Source organism: Nitrosomonas sp. Nm166 (genome assembly GCF_900112825.1).
Lineage (GTDB): Bacteria > Pseudomonadota > Gammaproteobacteria > Burkholderiales > Nitrosomonadaceae > Nitrosomonas.
This window is the reverse complement of the sequence record NZ_FONE01000036.1, coordinates 1-14962: the sequence shown is the minus strand read 5'-3', so window position 1 is coordinate 14962 and position 14962 is coordinate 1. Positions and strand designations below refer to the sequence as shown.

General features: G+C 42.2%; 18 protein-coding genes and 1 pseudogene. 8 read left to right on the top strand and 11 right to left on the bottom strand.

Annotation, left to right across the window (positions count from 1 at the left end; translation table 11 throughout):
• Nucleotides 1–81 precede the first annotated feature (81 nt).
• Entirely contained in the window at nucleotides 82–627 is a 546-nt protein-coding gene (locus BM021_RS10755; RefSeq protein ID WP_256207880.1) for a glycine zipper family protein, read from the bottom strand.
• Between the two features lie 18 nt (nucleotides 628–645).
• Nucleotides 646–1074 carry a hypothetical protein gene (locus tag BM021_RS10750; protein WP_090721035.1) on the bottom strand — a complete coding sequence of 143 codons (429 nt, stop codon included), beginning with the start codon at nucleotides 1072–1074 and terminating at the stop codon, nucleotides 646–648.
• A gap of 356 nt (nucleotides 1075–1430) precedes the next feature.
• Between BM021_RS10750 and cheY the strand changes: the two genes are divergently transcribed.
• Together cheY and cheZ are read left to right on the top strand one after the other, a co-directional pair.
• On the top strand, nucleotides 1431–1832 hold the full coding sequence (cheY, locus tag BM021_RS10745) for a chemotaxis response regulator CheY (RefSeq protein ID WP_090721034.1): 402 nt from the start codon (nucleotides 1431–1433) through the stop codon (nucleotides 1830–1832).
• 39 nt (nucleotides 1833–1871) lie between these two features.
• Nucleotides 1872–2627, top strand: a complete 756-nt coding sequence (cheZ, locus tag BM021_RS10740) for a protein phosphatase CheZ (RefSeq protein WP_090721033.1) — start codon at nucleotides 1872–1874, stop codon at nucleotides 2625–2627.
• Nucleotides 2628–2801: 174 nt separating this feature from the next.
• Here the strand turns inward: cheZ and dnaQ are convergent, their stop codons facing one another.
• Genes dnaQ through BM021_RS10725 form a run of 3 tightly spaced genes read right to left on the bottom strand, consistent with a single transcriptional unit; the run spans nucleotide 2802 to nucleotide 4780 of the window.
• A complete protein-coding gene (dnaQ, locus tag BM021_RS10735; protein ID WP_090721032.1) occupies nucleotides 2802–3527 on the bottom strand; it encodes a DNA polymerase III subunit epsilon in 726 nt (241 codons plus the stop codon).
• A gap of 1 nt (nucleotide 3528) precedes the next feature.
• Nucleotides 3529–4008 (bottom strand): ribonuclease HI, encoded by a 480-nt coding sequence (gene rnhA, locus BM021_RS10730; RefSeq protein WP_090721031.1) that lies wholly within the window; start codon nucleotides 4006–4008, stop codon nucleotides 3529–3531.
• A 49-nt stretch (nucleotides 4009–4057) separates the two neighbouring features.
• Nucleotides 4058–4780 carry a class I SAM-dependent methyltransferase gene (locus tag BM021_RS10725; RefSeq protein ID WP_256207879.1) on the bottom strand — a complete coding sequence of 241 codons (723 nt, stop codon included), beginning with the start codon at nucleotides 4778–4780 and terminating at the stop codon, nucleotides 4058–4060.
• 99 nt (nucleotides 4781–4879) lie between these two features.
• On the opposite strand from BM021_RS10725, the gene gloB reads away from it, so the two are divergent.
• Both gloB and BM021_RS10715 read left to right on the top strand, forming a co-directional pair.
• On the top strand, nucleotides 4880–5650 hold the full coding sequence (gene gloB, locus BM021_RS10720; protein WP_090721030.1) for a hydroxyacylglutathione hydrolase: 771 nt from the start codon (nucleotides 4880–4882) through the stop codon (nucleotides 5648–5650).
• Nucleotides 5651–5834: 184 nt separating this feature from the next.
• The gene (locus tag BM021_RS10715) at nucleotides 5835–6245 is read left to right on the top strand and encodes a nitrosocyanin (RefSeq protein WP_090721029.1); all 411 of its coding nucleotides are present in this window, start codon (nucleotides 5835–5837) and stop codon (nucleotides 6243–6245) included.
• 195 nt (nucleotides 6246–6440) lie between these two features.
• Here the strand turns inward: BM021_RS10715 and BM021_RS10710 are convergent, their stop codons facing one another.
• Genes BM021_RS10710 through msrB form a run of 3 tightly spaced genes read right to left on the bottom strand, consistent with a single transcriptional unit; the run spans nucleotide 6441 to nucleotide 8753 of the window.
• On the bottom strand, nucleotides 6441–6836 hold the full coding sequence (locus BM021_RS10710) for a lysophosphatidic acid receptor (RefSeq protein ID WP_090721028.1): 396 nt from the start codon (nucleotides 6834–6836) through the stop codon (nucleotides 6441–6443).
• Nucleotides 6837–6852: 16 nt separating this feature from the next.
• Complete coding sequence (nhaC, locus tag BM021_RS10705) at nucleotides 6853–8277, bottom strand: Na+/H+ antiporter NhaC (protein ID WP_218147855.1); 1425 nt, start codon at nucleotides 8275–8277, stop codon at nucleotides 6853–6855.
• A gap of 8 nt (nucleotides 8278–8285) precedes the next feature.
• On the bottom strand, nucleotides 8286–8753 hold the full coding sequence (gene msrB, locus BM021_RS10700; RefSeq protein ID WP_090721027.1) for a peptide-methionine (R)-S-oxide reductase MsrB: 468 nt from the start codon (nucleotides 8751–8753) through the stop codon (nucleotides 8286–8288).
• Nucleotides 8754–8791: 38 nt separating this feature from the next.
• On the opposite strand from msrB, the gene BM021_RS10695 reads away from it, so the two are divergent.
• Both BM021_RS10695 and BM021_RS10690 read left to right on the top strand, forming a co-directional pair.
• A complete protein-coding gene (locus tag BM021_RS10695; RefSeq protein WP_090721026.1) occupies nucleotides 8792–9943 on the top strand; it encodes a class I SAM-dependent RNA methyltransferase in 1152 nt (383 codons plus the stop codon).
• Between the two features lie 300 nt (nucleotides 9944–10243).
• Nucleotides 10244–11215 (top strand): cadmium-containing carbonic anhydrase, encoded by a 972-nt coding sequence (locus BM021_RS10690; RefSeq protein ID WP_090721025.1) that lies wholly within the window; start codon nucleotides 10244–10246, stop codon nucleotides 11213–11215.
• 95 nt (nucleotides 11216–11310) lie between these two features.
• On the opposite strand, the gene nudB is transcribed toward BM021_RS10690, so the two are convergent.
• The 3 genes from nudB to BM021_RS10675 all read right to left on the bottom strand — a co-directional run bounded on the left by nudB (nucleotide 11311) and on the right by BM021_RS10675 (nucleotide 14026).
• Entirely contained in the window at nucleotides 11311–11766 is a 456-nt protein-coding gene (nudB, locus tag BM021_RS10685) for a dihydroneopterin triphosphate diphosphatase (RefSeq protein WP_090721024.1), read from the bottom strand.
• A 29-nt stretch (nucleotides 11767–11795) separates the two neighbouring features.
• A complete protein-coding gene (aspS, locus tag BM021_RS10680; RefSeq protein ID WP_090721023.1) occupies nucleotides 11796–13577 on the bottom strand; it encodes an aspartate--tRNA ligase in 1782 nt (593 codons plus the stop codon).
• Between the two features lie 134 nt (nucleotides 13578–13711).
• Entirely contained in the window at nucleotides 13712–14026 is a 315-nt protein-coding gene (locus BM021_RS10675; protein WP_090721022.1) for an FmdB family zinc ribbon protein, read from the bottom strand.
• A gap of 322 nt (nucleotides 14027–14348) precedes the next feature.
• Here BM021_RS10675 and BM021_RS10670 point away from each other — a divergent pair, with 322 nt between their 5' ends.
• Together BM021_RS10670 and BM021_RS15270 are read left to right on the top strand one after the other, a co-directional pair.
• Nucleotides 14349–14618 (top strand): hypothetical protein, encoded by a 270-nt coding sequence (locus BM021_RS10670; RefSeq protein WP_090721021.1) that lies wholly within the window; start codon nucleotides 14349–14351, stop codon nucleotides 14616–14618.
• Nucleotides 14619–14738: 120 nt separating this feature from the next.
• Nucleotides 14739–14962 (top strand): annotated as a pseudogene (locus BM021_RS15270) (hypothetical protein); the annotation flags it as partial.

Sequence of the window (14962 nt, the reverse complement as noted above, 5' to 3'; positions counted from 1 at the left end):
AGTCAGCTATATTCTTATTTACTGTGCGTTATCTCACTTAATAATTTTATTTCTTACTTGCTTTGAATTATTAATTTGATCTTACCGAGGAGGAGGTGGTGGCGGATTACCCGGTGGTGGTAGCGGTGGAGTAAAATTCGCGGGTGGGGTTGAAATTTTGGGGCCATCATTACTCACTGGTTGATCACTCGTAATTTTACCCGAAACAGGAACACGATGGCCTTTTGCATACATGCACTGGATATAGCTGATATCGTAGCGTTGTTGATAGGCATAGGCGGAAGAGCTGGCAGTACCTGATCCTATCAGGCTACCACCTAAAAGACCTGCGCCGGCACCGATTGCAGCACCGCCTCCCGCAGCGATTGCCGCGCCAGCCGCAGCACCCAGGCCGGTTCCAATTGCAGCACTCTCCATTCCACTTCTTTGTGATGCTTGCCGTGGTGTAGTGCCACCTATTTGTTCATAGGCATATCGCTGGCATTCATAATCGTCAGAGCGAAACTGATCAAAGCTTTTGCCAGAGCCAGGTAATGTCATCACACTTGGGCCGGTTGGCATATTTACACATGCAGTTAATAGGCTGGCAACCAGTAACAAGGAGAACCGTCTCATAATTATCAACATGCTGTTCCTCTCTCTTCATTATTGTCCAGGGGGTTGGGGAGCTACCTGCAGCCAGCCACCTGGACAATTCTTAACATAAGGGTAGTAACCATTCGGGTTTTGGCAATAATACCAGTAGCTGGTTTGTGGTTGAACTGGTTGGGCTGGCTGTTGTTGTATATAAACGGGCGGTGTTGTTGGTACTACCACGGTTGGGGGATAAACATAAGAAGGGTAATAAAATGGATAACCATAACCATACCCACCGAATCCAAGTGGATAACCATACCCATAACCTCCGAACCCATAACCACCATAGCCATAACTACCATAGAATCCTGGGCTATAGTAACCCAAACCAATACTGAGATGACTATGCCTATGGCCATGCCAACCATGTGCCCATGCAGAATTGCTAGCTGTGATGATAAATAAAGCGATGGTCAGATGTTTCAATTTATTTCTCATCGAAATCTCATTGTATTTGTAATATAAAACTTAAGAATTAGACTCGCGCATTACCCGAGAATTCCATTTACTGGAAAACTGATTCCCGTTAGAGAGGCAATGATCTACAGCGAAGCCAAGCGCAAAAAATTCTTTCCCAGTATAAAACGACTGAGGATGAGGTACTTAACGGTGCATTTTGAATATGCAAAATAATTTAGCGACTATCAAACATTTAAATAATTTTCTAAAGTAACCTAAACTTTCGTAGCGAATTGTCGATAGGTAGAGCACGCAGATAACCATCTAAACAAATTAAAGAGAAATTGATCAGCTCTGGGTAGTCTATAAAAAGCCCTTATTTACGGAGAAACAAAATGCCTGACAAAAACTTAAAATTCTTGGTAGTGGATGACTTTTCCACCATGCGCCGAATCGTCCGCAATCTTTTAAAAGAACTTGGGTTTGTCAATGTCGATGAAGCTGAAGATGGTGCAGAAGCATTACGCAAGCTGCAGGATGGCAATTTTGATTTTATTGTATCGGATTGGAATATGCCCAATATGGATGGGTTAACCATGCTTCAGAATGTACGCGCCAACGAAGCATTAAAAAGAATTCCTGTACTCATGGTAACTGCCGAAGCCAAAAAAGAAAATATCGTAGCAGCAGCCCAGGCCGGTGCAAGTGGATATATCGTTAAGCCTTTCACTGCAGCTACTCTTGAAGAAAAATTGAATAAAATTTTCCAAAATATGGAAAGCAAGGCATCCGCTTAAAAAACAGGTTCTTTTTTCATTAAAACTGCTGGGCCTAATATGAATACAAAATATCTTATAAAAACAAAAACTGAAAATATTCCTCACGAAGAAAGCAATCCTGAGCTTAAGGAATTTATTAAATTAGCGGATACATCATTCTCATCAACTATAAGGCATACGGAAGAAAACGGATTACCAGCTGATAGGAGAGTTATTGACCAGATTGGGCAACTTACTCGTAACTTACATGATAGTTTACGTGAATTAGGATATGATAAACGCCTCGAAGCGATTGCATCCGATGTACCCGAAGCGCAGGATAAGTTATCTTATGTTGCTAGCAAAACCGAGCAAACTGCCGAACGCACTCTCAATGCTACCGAAATCGCAATACCCATCCAGGAGAAGCTGTCAGCGGATGCAATTCATCTATCTGAACAGTGGAAGCATGCTCTAGAAACACAGCAAATTGATCCGGACACTGAGAAATTCAAGCTATTACTCATTGATACGCTTCATTATCTCGATAAAATTCCTGAGCAGACCCATGCTACTAATACACAATTGTTAGAAATTATGATGGCACAGGACTTTCAAGACCTGACAGGCCAAGTAATCAAAAAAATTACGCAAATGGCACAAAGCCTAGAAAAAGATCTGATAGATTTGTTGCTTGCAAATGTTCCGACCAGGAAGAATACTACTTTAGGCGAAGGGCTCATGAACGGCCCGATCACGAACCCAGAAAAGCGAAATGACGTGGTTTGTAATCAAGATCAGGTTGATGACCTGCTGGCTAGTCTTGGATTTTAAATTATACAATTTTATCCACCTGCTCCCATATCCACCGGCTAGACCGGTGGTTTATTTTATATATAGCAATGCAATTACAATGCCTTGCATTTAAAATATATCAACCATTTTTGAGAATCTTTTTTTTACCGCAGAGTTGATGATGAGGTATTGATTATTTTTAATAAGCTATCTTCAGCTTGGTGGACTATCTGTCGAATTTTCTGTTTCGAGTTTCTTCCATAAACATTTATTGCTGCTCTCACGAGCAATATTTTCTAATATCATTAAATGTTGTGCATATTCTTCCACTGTCGCTTCAATAATCCTTAAATTGCGAATGCTCAGACTATGTATTGAATATTGAATAAATTCAGTATGTTCCAGTTCAATGAGCAGGCTTTCTTGTCCACGCGTCATGGCCAAATAAACTTCAGCCAATAACTCAGCATCTAATAATGCGCCATGCAGCGTACGTTTGGAATTATCTATGTTGTAACGTTCGCACAAAGCATCCAGATTATTACGCTTGCCGGGATGCAGATCCTTTGCCAGTTTCAATGTATCTGTGACCAACAGGCAATAACTATTTAGTGCCTGTAAATTGATCAAATTTAATTCATGATTAAGAAACCCGACATCAAAAGGTGCATTATGAATGATGAGTTCTGCGTCATTGATGAAACTAAGAAATTCCTTTGCTATCTCATGAAATTTCGGCTTATCTTGAAGAAATTCAGTTGTTAGGCCATGAACCTGCAAGGCTCCTTCATCACTATTCCGTTCAGGATTAAGATAATAGTGAAAGTAATTACCAGTAAATTGCCTATTGCTTAACTCCACCGCCGCTATTTCTACAATACGGTGCCCATGTTTATATTCCAGACCTGTTGTCTCAGTATCTAATACGATTTGACGCATGTTAGCGCTTTTGATTATTGTGAATTTCTTCAGCAGAAATCATTTCAACACCACGATTTGCCAATTCATCCGCTCGCTCATTTCCATCATGACCCGAATGGCCTCGTACCCAACACCATTCTATTTCATGTTGCTGCGTCAAATGATCAAGCAATTTCCAAAGGTCCTCATTTCTAACCGGCTTTTTTCCGGATGTGCGCCAGTTACGGGTTTTCCATGAATCAATCCATTGACTAATTCCTTTTTGCACGTATTGTGAATCAGTATGTAAATGTACTTTACACGGCCGCTTCAAAGACTCTAAAGCACGTATGGCAGCCAATAATTCCATACGATTATTAGTAGTTAACTTCTCGCCACCGAAAATCTCACGTTCATGACCCGCATATCTTAACAAAGCTCCCCATCCTCCAATCCCAGGATTTCCTTTACACGCACCATCTGTATAGATTTCGACTATTTTAGAGTTTCCCGTGCTCATGGCTTATTTAACTTATCAACTTGATCTGAGCTGTCAGAAAATCGCTCATCTATCGAAATTTATTAAATTTCTGCGTAGCGGGTACTATTCTTTTTTTGCCATCAAAACAATTTTTCCAACCCGGCTTAATAATTCGCATACCACACATGCGCTTAACTGCATGCAAGAAATAAACTCCTCCTGAAATCGGCCACCAACGATCACCTGCAGCTTCCATGAAGTTAAACCGCTGACGCCATTTTTCTTGTTTCAGCGGTGGCGTATAGCAACTTAATCTCCCTCCCATCATTTCAAAATCCAGCAATTTCAACCAATCCTTAAGTCGAGATAATGCTATGAAGCTGCCATTCCAAGGATATGCACGTCGCATCGATTTTAGATAGCGACAGACTCCCCATAAGCTAAACGGATTAAAGCCTGATATGACGAGATGCCCTTCAGGAATCAATATTCGATGCACTTCTCGCAGAATCTGATGTGGATTAGTATTAAACTCGAGTACATGCGGTAAAATTACCAAATCCATACTGTTACTATGAATCGGTAGAAAATCAGCTGCAGCTTGCAAAGAAACCCGACTTTCAAGTCCAACAGAAAAATGCAAAGGCATTCTGTTTAGACGCAGAAAATTAAATTGAGGCAAGCCTATCTGAACCGCATTATAGCCAAAAATATTTGCGACAACCTGATCAAAATAGCGATATTCATGATCTACCACATATCGGCCAAGAGAAGATTCAAACCACTGCTGAGTATTTTGAACAATTACCATTCATTAGCTTACTATCTAGAATTTATATAGCTTAGTCTATTGTTAAGTTACTTAAGTGCATCAATTCTATAAATTTAGTCACTTATATAGGAGTTTCTTGTGCATATTTATCCTATACCTGCCTTTAAAGATAATTATATATGGGTTATTCATAATGAGCATGATGCGGTTGTGGTAGATCCAGGTATAGCATTTCCTGTTATTGAGTATCTTCGGCTTAAAAAATTGCAATTAAATGCAATTCTTATTACTCATCATCATCACGACCATACAGGTGGAAATGCCGAGTTATTGAAATCATTTAACGTGCCCGTTTATGGACCATGCAATGAATCCATTGCAGCAGTAACCCATCCAATGAGTGAAGGCGATGAAATAATTCTGCAAAAAATATCTCTTAATCTCAAAGTCTTAGATATTCCTGGGCATACGCAAGGCCATATTGCTTATTATGGGTCAAAACCAACGAATATTGTTTTTTGCGGAGATACGCTTTTTTCCTGCGGATGTGGACGAATATTTGAAGGATCTCCACGGCAAATGTATGAATCATTGCAAAAACTTTCTCATTTACCTGGTGATACACTTATTTATTGTACTCATGAATATACCTTGAGTAATATACGTTTTGCCCGAGTTGTTGATCCGCAAAATTTGCGGCTTATGGAATTAGAAAGCACAGCACAAGAATTACGCCATCAAAATATCCCAACCATTCCCACTACCCTTTCTGTTGAGAAGACGGTTAATCCTTTTCTACGCTGTGATCAACACGAGATTATTTATAGTGCCCAGCGCCATGCAGCAAAACCGCTTCCGAATCCTTTAAGTGTTTTCACTGCATTGCGGGAATGGAAAAATAATTTCTGAAAAAGAGGCACAAATATCGTGTACATGCTGATATCTATCTCTTCAAGACAAGTACCTGTTTCCCATGTAGGGAAAATTCGATATTGACATCTGTAATTATCCCATCTAGAGTACCGAGCTACTCTCGCGCTTCAAGGGCGCAGAGTTATTTTATTAAACGTAAATTTGAGTAGGAGGGATATTTATGAAAGTAACCAAAACCATGTTAAGTCTTGCTCTTGGATTGTTGTTAACAGGAGGAGCTGCACAAGCAGCAGAACAAAGCTTTAAAGTAGTTGTTAATGCTTATGACACCGATATTCCTGAACTCAAGGTTGAAGGAGTAACCGTTAAGAACATTCGTGCTTTTAATGTTCTCAATGAACCAGAGACATTAGCAGTTAAAAAGGGAACTTCAGTCAAAATCACTGTAGAAAACAAATCTCCCATCAGTGAAGGATTTGCCATTGATGAATATGGAATTAAAGAAGTAATTAAAGCCGGAGAAACCAAAACCATCACTTTTGTGGCTGATAAAGCGGGCGCCTTTACCATTTGGTGCCAACTCCACCCGAAAAATATCCACCTACCAGGTACTTTGAACGTTATAGAATAAAAACTTTGAAGAGTCTGTGAAGTATGAAGTAGAGTGAATATTTCACATTTTCTTTACTATAACTTCCGTTTGGCTGGATTAAATCCAGCCAGATTTCATGAAGCGGTTTCCTGCTCCTCTTACTGATCAGTATCTCTACCATGAATAGGATCAGTGATTTTAAGTCTTAGGTGACTCCTTACAAATTAGCATTTGTTAGGATAAAGTAATATTTTCAGATGATTCAGATCGTGAATTCAATAATACTTTTGCCAGAAAATAACCAGAAGCTATCCCAATTAACCAGCTCAGAACAATAAGAGAGGTCATTAAATGCGAATTATTGATATCTCGAAATTGAACCATTAAAGCTCCGAGCGGAGCGGCACCGCATAATATAAAAATACATGCAGTTATTGCTCCCGCGCTCCAACGCGATAATGCAAATGACAGCAAGAAGAATGGAAAAAACATCAGCACCTGATAATGCCAAGGTATACCACTCCAGAGTAATCCAAGGCCAAGAAATGATAATAAAAAACCTCCGATTAGCGCCAGTAAGATAATAAGTATCTTTTTCCAATTACTGCGATGACCTGACTTTTCTTTCATTTTTGATTTTCTCATGTTAATCCGTGTGATTTTTACCTTGAAACAATCCAATCCCGAATACTGCCATACCCAATGAAATCACAGGATTCAATAAATTTAACAACGCGTACGGCGCATAATCCAAGGTAGGAATTCCCAAGGTTGCGGCATAAAAAGTACCAGTAGTTGTCCAGGGAACAAGTCCGCTAGTCAACGTAGAACCTTCTTCCACCGAGCGTGAAAGCACTGCTTTATCTAATCTTCGCTGCTGATACGCGCTTTTGAACAACTGGCAATTAAGAATGATCGAAATATACGCTTCTCCCATGGCCATATTACCGATCAACCCGGATGCAATGGTAGTGGCAATTAATACACTGACTCGCTGGATATGTGCAATGATATGCACCAGTAATACGCGCAGAAAACCAGCATGATGCAAAATTCCACCGAGTGCCAATGCCATGATGGACAGCAATAAGGTCCAGGCCATGCTGTAAACACCGCCCCGCCCAAGTAAATCATCGATATTCTCTATACCCGTCGTACCTGCTGAATTCAGCCAGAGTGCATTGATTACATCAACGCCGTCTCTACCCTGATAAGCAATGGCAATCAGCATCGCCAGCATAATACTGCATGACATACTAACTTCTGCGGTATAGCGCTTGATACTCAGACCAAACATTAGCAACAAAGGTGATAATGTCACCCATGGATTTAACTGATACGCATCTGCTAATGCTGCATGGATTTCATCAACGTGATTTTTCGGTAATGCATTATTGCCATATTGCAATCCCCAAACAATAAAAATGATCAAAACAAGGATAAATGTGGGAATAGTGGTGTAGAGCATGGAACCGATATGCCGGTAAAGACTCGTGCCGGCACTCATGGCTGCCAGATTGGTGGTGTCGGAAATCGGCGATAATTTATCGCCAAAGGTCGCACCGGACACGATCATGCCGACTACGAGCGGTAAAGGGATACCTATCGCATCACCAATACCGATCAATACTACCCCGATCGTCCCAACCGTCCCCCAGGAGGTACCGGTAGCGACCGACATGAAGCTGCACAAAATTAACCCGGTCGCCAGAAAGATAGTCGGATTGAGTAAATCGATACCGTAATACAGCAGACTTGCAATAGTACCGCTTTGCATAAAGCTGGCGATGACCATGCCGATCAGCAGAAAAATATAAATGGCCGGTAGGGCTTTGGTGATGCCATCATCCATCATATGCCGGATATCGACAAAAGCATAACCCAGCCAACGCGCTTGCACACTTACCCATATCAACGCCAGGAAAATGATCGCATGGATACTGGTTTGATAGGCAAACAGACCGAGCGAAATCAGCGAAAACACACCGCCGCAGCAAATGATTGCATGCACCAATGAGGGCATGTGCCTGGCAGTGGGCAGGTCTTCTAGCGGTGAATCGCTCTCAGCCACTGATCACGCTACTTTTCTGTTTCATTCTCAAACAATGACGCCAACTCTCCATATCCCATCGCATGCAAATCTTCTTTTTTGATAAACTTCAACGCAGCGGAATTTATACAATAGCGCATACCGGTAGGTAGCGGGCCATCGTTGAAAACATGACCTAAATGACTATCCGCATAACGGCTGCGCACTTCCGTGCGCGGAACCCATAGCTCATAATCGTTTCTAAGTTGAACATATTGTTCGTCAATCGGTCGATAAAAACTCGGCCAGCCGGTACCCGAATCAAATTTATGCACTGACGCGAACAACGGCTCACCCGATACAATATCCACATAAATTCCGGATGCCTTATTATTCCAATATTCGTTCTGGAACGGTGGCTCGGTACCGGCTTTCTGAGTCACCTCGTACTGTAGAGTGGTCAAATCAGTTTTTAGTGATTCAGGGTCTTTTTTAAAATTCTCATAGGGATTCGCCATAGCAGGTATTCCTCAACAAAATAAGATTAATTATTTACATGAAATTCAGCGGCACGATTACCCATTTATCACAAAAAGGCCTGGGCGTGGTCAAAAACGCTCAGAATAACATCTCCTATTTCGTCTATGGTACATGGCCCGGGGATATCGGTGAATTTGAAGTCATTAACAAACCGCTCAATAACAAAAAATTCGCCTATGCAAGATTGATTCACCTCACCCACCCATCCGCGCAAAGGCAAGCCCCCGCATGTCCTTATCTGACTCTGGAAGAAAATGCCTGTACCGGTTGTCCCTGGATGATCGCCGATTATACAAGCCAGCTTGAGCAAAAAAGGAACCGCTTTGTTTACGCCACGAAGAGAGCCGGATTTGATACCACGCAATTAAACATTGACCCCATCCATCCTGCTCCCCATGTATACGGCTATCGCAATCGGTGTCAAGTAAAAACAGACGGCGTGAAGCTGGGTTTTGTATCTGAAAACTCGTATCAGATCGCACCAATCAATGATTGCATTATATTGAATGACAAATGCCGGAATCTGCTAAAAACTGCTCTGCAGCAATTACCCAACAAGGCATGGCGAGCGGATTCCGAACACAGCTGGCAATTTATTGAATTGGACGATGACATGCAGACCGATGAAATCCACCTCAACCGTAAACGCCCCTTCAAACAAGGCAATACCCAACAAAATGCGCGGATGCAAGCGTGGCTGAGAGAAAAACTTGCACGCAATCCGCATCCGGGAAAAGTAGTGGAATTATTCTGCGGTTCGGGAAACTTCACCCAAATTATCGCCGAATCCCACTGCACAGCAATTATTGCGTATGAATCCGAACAGCATGCGGTTCAATTACTCAAGGCTAAGAATCTCGCCAAAGTAACCCCCCGAATGGCTGATCTTTTCAGTTCCTTTGTCTGGAAAAACCTGCAAAAAGATGTCAGCGATGCAAAAACTCTGGTACTCGATCCGCCCCGCGCTGGGTTAAAAATGCACCAAGGTTTTTTTGCAAGCTTTGCCGCTTTAAAAACGATTTACTACATCTCCTGCAATCCGGAAACCTTCGCCCGCGATGCTTGGTTTTTTAGCCAAAATGGCTGGTCAATTACTGATACTCAACTGATTGATCTGTTTCCACATACTTCACATATTGAAGTGCTGGCGGAGTTTATTAAAAAATAGCAAATGAAAGTATAAGCTTAATGAAAACGTTGTTGCACTGGATCAACATTCTGATTGCCTATCTCCTCATTCTTACTGGATCTGCGATCTTACTTGAAAGTAAAACACAGAATAACTCACAATTGTGAAGAAAAGTAGTGTTAGAATTCTAGCGCTTAGCTGATTAATCTAATTGAGAAGTCAATATCATAGATTAAAAAGTTTTGACGAGATTTGCCCTTTCTTTGAATTACTTTGAATATGGCAAGCATGAAATAAAACTTATGATCAAATAACCCATTATTACAAAGGATATATAAAATGTTTGAAAGTTTAAAAAATCTGTTAAAACATTTTACAGGCAGTCAAGAAGCAAAATTTACAACGCCTGCTGCAGGCGGTCAGCAGTCAGAATCAGCTTCGCATGCTGATAGCAGCACTCAATATCACACATTAAGCAAATTTAATTTAGGTTTAGGTACCATCGGGCCAGCAAATCGCAATGATATCGATCAGCAAACATTAAGCGACATGTACCAATCGATTGCATCTGGTAAATTTAATATACCGGTACAAGGTATGGTTCCGGAAATCTGTGTCGATGGCCGGACAGACAAAGATGGTAAACGCAAAGAGGCACCTTCAGCAGCTGGGGGCACCCTCAGCATTGTATACGGCAGCGATCTAGGCAGTGCAGCCAATAATGAAAATGATGAAATACAATTGACCACCCAAACCATTAATCTCCTTACATCAAAAGGACATGCTACGGGTGTGCACGGAGATGATCACAGCAGTTGTGGTTGTGGTGCATGCGCAAAAGCAAAAACCATCTATCAGCATATCACCGAACGCATCAATGATATTGCGTCACTGACTAGCCAATATGGCATTAATCTAACCGAGGCGGAAAAGGAATTCATCGTTCAGAAAGCCAGAAATCGCTTGAACCAGCCTGGCTTTTTTGCCGAAGATAGAGCCTCTGTTCTGCACACAGCGCAGCAAAACGGTTCAATTTTTGAGGAATTGGTCGGTGTCCACAATGAGTTAGGCATCGCCTTGAACACTAAACCCGGCACGACGGTTGATCGTTCCGCAATCCGTGCGAAATATGGCCCGCAATATGATATGTTCGTGGTCGACGCGTGGACATTCGGAACAGCGGCGAAAGAAGTCAATCCAGCCGGTAATGATAAGGATACGCAACGTATCACCAAAGCGATTACGCTACAAAATGTAGCAACTGCATCCGTTCTGGGTCATGGTTCCTTGCGTATCATTCCTATCGCTTAATTCACCACGAGCAAAAGGCGCAAAGCTGTTCTTTCAAGAATCTCAAATTTCAGCTTTGCGCCTGATTATGAAATCACCAACTAAAGATAGAAAAATTAGCAGCTATTCAGGTTAGATTGTTGATGAGCAGATAGTTTGAGAATGGCTTCTGCATTACTGCTTGAAAACACCTTCTCGGCCGCCTCCTGCCACGGTAACCAAATGGCGTTCAAATGTTCCCTGTCAGCAATCCTGATCGGCATCATGTTGGGTAAGCACAAACCAAATACATGCTCGGTGTTGAATCTGACACCAGGTGCATAACGCCAGCGCCACTCTTCGTATATTTCATACTGGTTTTCAATCTGCCAGTCTGTCAGCGCATAATTAGCGGCGTTAATTCCCGTTTCTTCGAAAACTTCGCGCAACGCGGTTTGATACAGTGTTTCATCCGGATCCTGGCTTCCCGTGACCGATTGCCAGTAACCTGGATGATCAGCACGTTCCAATAGCAATACCTGTAGATCTATAGTATAGATAATGACCAGAATAGAAACCGGTATCTTATACATCAGGCGCCATCAGAACAATTGGCTACTCATCAACTTGATTTGATTTCAGTTTGGCGCAGGCGAATGTTTAATTCTTTTAATTGTTTTTCATCCACCGTGCTAGGCGCATGTGTTAACAAGCATTGTGCACGTTGTGTTTTAGGGAACGCAATCACGTCACGGATCGATTCTGAACCTGTCATCATGGTTAAAATTCGATCTAATCCGAATGCAATCCCCCCATGCGGTGGAGCGCCGTATTGTAATGCTTCCAACAGAAAACCAAACTTCTCTTGTGCCTCCTGTTCTGAAATATTCAAAGCGCGAAATACCTTCGACTGAACATCCTGGCGATGAATCCGCACCGAACCCCCACCGATTTCGGAACCATTCAGCACCATGTCATAAGCTTTGGAAAGGGCATTGCCGGGATCTGTTTCGAGTAAATCCTCATGCCCATCAGCAGGTGAAGTAAAAGGATGATGCAGCGCTTGCCAGCGATTTTCTTCCTCATCGCGCTCAAACATCGGAAAATCAACTACCCACAGCGGCCTCCAGCCAGAGTCAGCATGACCGTGCTGATGACCGATTTTAACCCGCAAAGCACCTAGAGATTCATTGACGATTTTGGCTTTGTCAGCACCAAAGAATATCAAATCACCATTCTGTGCTTTGGTGCGGGCAAGAATCGTTTTAATCGTTTCTTCCGGCAGAAATTTCAGGATTGGCGATTGCAAACCATCCACGCCATCGGCCAGATGATTGACTTTGATGTAAGCCAGACCTTTGGCACCGTAGATTGACACAAAACTTGTATAGTCATCAATCTCTTTACGCGATAATTCGCCTCCTCTGGGCACCCGTAAAGCAGCCACCCGACCATTTGGTTTTTCTGCTGCTTCACGAAATACCTTGAAAGGCACATCCTTCATGATGTCGGTCAATTCTGTAAATTCCAATGGAACACGTAAATCCGGCTTATCGGAGCCATATTTAAACATTGCTTCTGCATGAGTTAAACGTGGAAATGGATGAGGTAGATCCACATTGCTGACGATCTTAAAGAGACCACGTATCATCTCTTCCATCAAGGACATGATTTCATTCGCTGACAGGAAAGAGGTTTCAATATCGATCTGAGTAAATTCTGGTTGCCGGTCAGCGCGCAAATCTTCATCGCGAAAACAACGTGTTATCTGATAATAACGATCAAATCCTGACACCATCAGAAGTTGCTTGAACAACTGCGGTGATTGTGGCAAGGCAAAAAAATGACCGGCATTAACCCGTGATGGCACCAGGTAATCTCTCGCGCCTTCCGGCGTGGATTTAGTCAGCATCGGTGTCTCAATGTCCAAAAACCCATGCTGATCAAGAAACACACGCACCGCCATCGCCACTTGATGACGCAGACGGAGATTGGATTGCATTACCGGTCGCCGCAAATCAAGATAGCGGTGCTCCAGCCGCACAACTTCGCTGATATTGTCCTCATCCATCAGAAAGGGCGGCGTCAGCGAAGTATTCAGCACTTCAATTTCTTCCACCAGAATCTCAATCTCACCACTGAATAAAGACGCATTGATCGTTCCCTCAGGACGCTTCCTTACTTTACCGGTAATTTTCAGTACGAATTCATTACGTATTTTTTCCGCAGTCTGAAATGTCTCCACATTGTCAGGATCACACACAACCTGCACCAAGCCTTCACGATCACGTAAATCAATGAATATCACGCCACCATGATCCCGGCGCCGGTGAACCCAGCCAAAAAGTGTAACAGTCTTATCAAGATATTCGGTGTTAATGGCGCCACAGTAATTTGTACGCATAATTCTGTTCAATAGTCTGAGTGGTGAAAGTATGATCGCTTCTTTGTTATACTGCCAGCTACCTAATTCTTATGATAAAGATTTGTCGTGCTATCAATAATTAATCACAAGAGTCCACGATAGCTCCAGCTCCATTAATCAACCGCAGGAACAGAGGCAGAACTGCTTTCTTTTTTTGCAGGGACATCCGAAGCATTAGATGCTACTGATGGTGTACTTTCTGCATTTTCTTTGGTAGTCGACTTAGTATCTGCCTGTTTTGATTTGTTATTCTTAAAGTCAGTTACATACCAACCACTACCTTTCAGTTGAAATCCGGCCGCAGATATGAGTTTGATATAGTCGCTACTGCCACAAACAGGACATGCAGCAATAGGTGCATCGCTAATTTTTTGCAAATGTTCTTTCTCGGCACCGCATGAATTGCAAAGATATTCATAAATAGGCATAAAAATTTCCAACAATCCAAAAATGAGAAACCGCAGATTATACCTTAACCAGGTTTTTTTAAGAATTTAATGCGGTGGACTATCCGTTTCTCGGTCAACATTGATGCAGAGGCTCTCGCTTACAGGTTTATACCCATACGCGATATTTCTAAGATGTCTGTATATCGTATTCCATTTTTCTGCGAATATGAATTCGCTCTGACATAGATAATGCGAGAAGATTTTTTTAATTCATGCTCGAATTGTACACTATATGGTGTATTGGATTTCAACGCCATATAGTGTATTTACCTATAAAGCATCATCTGGTGTAATGGAATGCATGGACGACCAAGATATTCGGCGGGCAAATCTTCAGGATATTGTTAATAAGATCGGTCTTAGTGAAACTGCCAAGAGATTTAAAAAACCTGACCGGCAAATTAACGATATGTTGAAGGGAAGAAAATCCTTTGGAGAGGAAGTTGCCAAAGATGTGGAGGATAACTACGCTCCAGGGGTTCCTCATGATTGGCTACGTATCCCTGAAGTGTTTCTAAACAATGGAGAGTTAGACATAGAACGTCTAAAACAGACGACAGTGATATATTAACGTGAGTTCGACATAAGAAAAGCTGTAAAAGGAATCCGGATTCCTTATGATGAAACGATTATGAGAAAGAGCTTCATCACTGGAGGAGTCAGATTCCGATGGATACTATAGCGATTTTTTGTGCAATTGACGACTTTTGTAAAGGATTTGAGTCATGTGGGGAGCAGCACTTGCTGGGAATCCTCGCTGAAGCTGCGTCGGCGGCGAGGGGAGCTGTGTTTTGGTGAAATCATGACGATCGTGGTGGGATTTCATCTGTCGGGCTACCGGACGTTTAAGTACTATTACCTGAATCAGGTATTGAGGCATGAGCGACCTTATTTTCCAGGGTTGGTGAGTTACAA

Coding starts and splice junctions, on each gene's coding strand:
- BM021_RS10675 (WP_090721022.1), bottom strand. CDS start 14,026: ATGCCTATTTATGAATATCTTTGCAATTCATGCGGTGCCGAGAAAGAA.
- dnaQ (WP_090721032.1), bottom strand. CDS start 3,527: ATGCGTCAAATCGTATTAGATACTGAGACAACAGGTCTGGAATATAAA.
- cheZ (WP_090721033.1), top strand. CDS start 1,872: ATGAATACAAAATATCTTATAAAAACAAAAACTGAAAATATTCCTCAC.
- nudB (WP_090721024.1), bottom strand. CDS start 11,766: ATGTATAAGATACCGGTTTCTATTCTGGTCATTATCTATACTATAGAT.
- aspS (WP_090721023.1), bottom strand. CDS start 13,577: ATGCGTACAAATTACTGTGGCGCCATTAACACCGAATATCTTGATAAG.
- BM021_RS10695 (WP_090721026.1), top strand. CDS start 8,792: ATGAAATTCAGCGGCACGATTACCCATTTATCACAAAAAGGCCTGGGC.
- BM021_RS10670 (WP_090721021.1), top strand. CDS start 14,349: ATGGACGACCAAGATATTCGGCGGGCAAATCTTCAGGATATTGTTAAT.
- rnhA (WP_090721031.1), bottom strand. CDS start 4,008: ATGAGCACGGGAAACTCTAAAATAGTCGAAATCTATACAGATGGTGCG.
- BM021_RS10690 (WP_090721025.1), top strand. CDS start 10,244: ATGTTTGAAAGTTTAAAAAATCTGTTAAAACATTTTACAGGCAGTCAA.
- BM021_RS10750 (WP_090721035.1), bottom strand. CDS start 1,074: ATGAGAAATAAATTGAAACATCTGACCATCGCTTTATTTATCATCACA.
- cheY (WP_090721034.1), top strand. CDS start 1,431: ATGCCTGACAAAAACTTAAAATTCTTGGTAGTGGATGACTTTTCCACC.
- msrB (WP_090721027.1), bottom strand. CDS start 8,753: ATGGCGAATCCCTATGAGAATTTTAAAAAAGACCCTGAATCACTAAAA.
- BM021_RS10755 (WP_256207880.1), bottom strand. CDS start 627: ATGTTGATAATTATGAGACGGTTCTCCTTGTTACTGGTTGCCAGCCTA.
- BM021_RS10710 (WP_090721028.1), bottom strand. CDS start 6,836: ATGAAAGAAAAGTCAGGTCATCGCAGTAATTGGAAAAAGATACTTATT.
- BM021_RS10715 (WP_090721029.1), top strand. CDS start 5,835: ATGAAAGTAACCAAAACCATGTTAAGTCTTGCTCTTGGATTGTTGTTA.
- BM021_RS10725 (WP_256207879.1), bottom strand. CDS start 4,780: ATGGTAATTGTTCAAAATACTCAGCAGTGGTTTGAATCTTCTCTTGGC.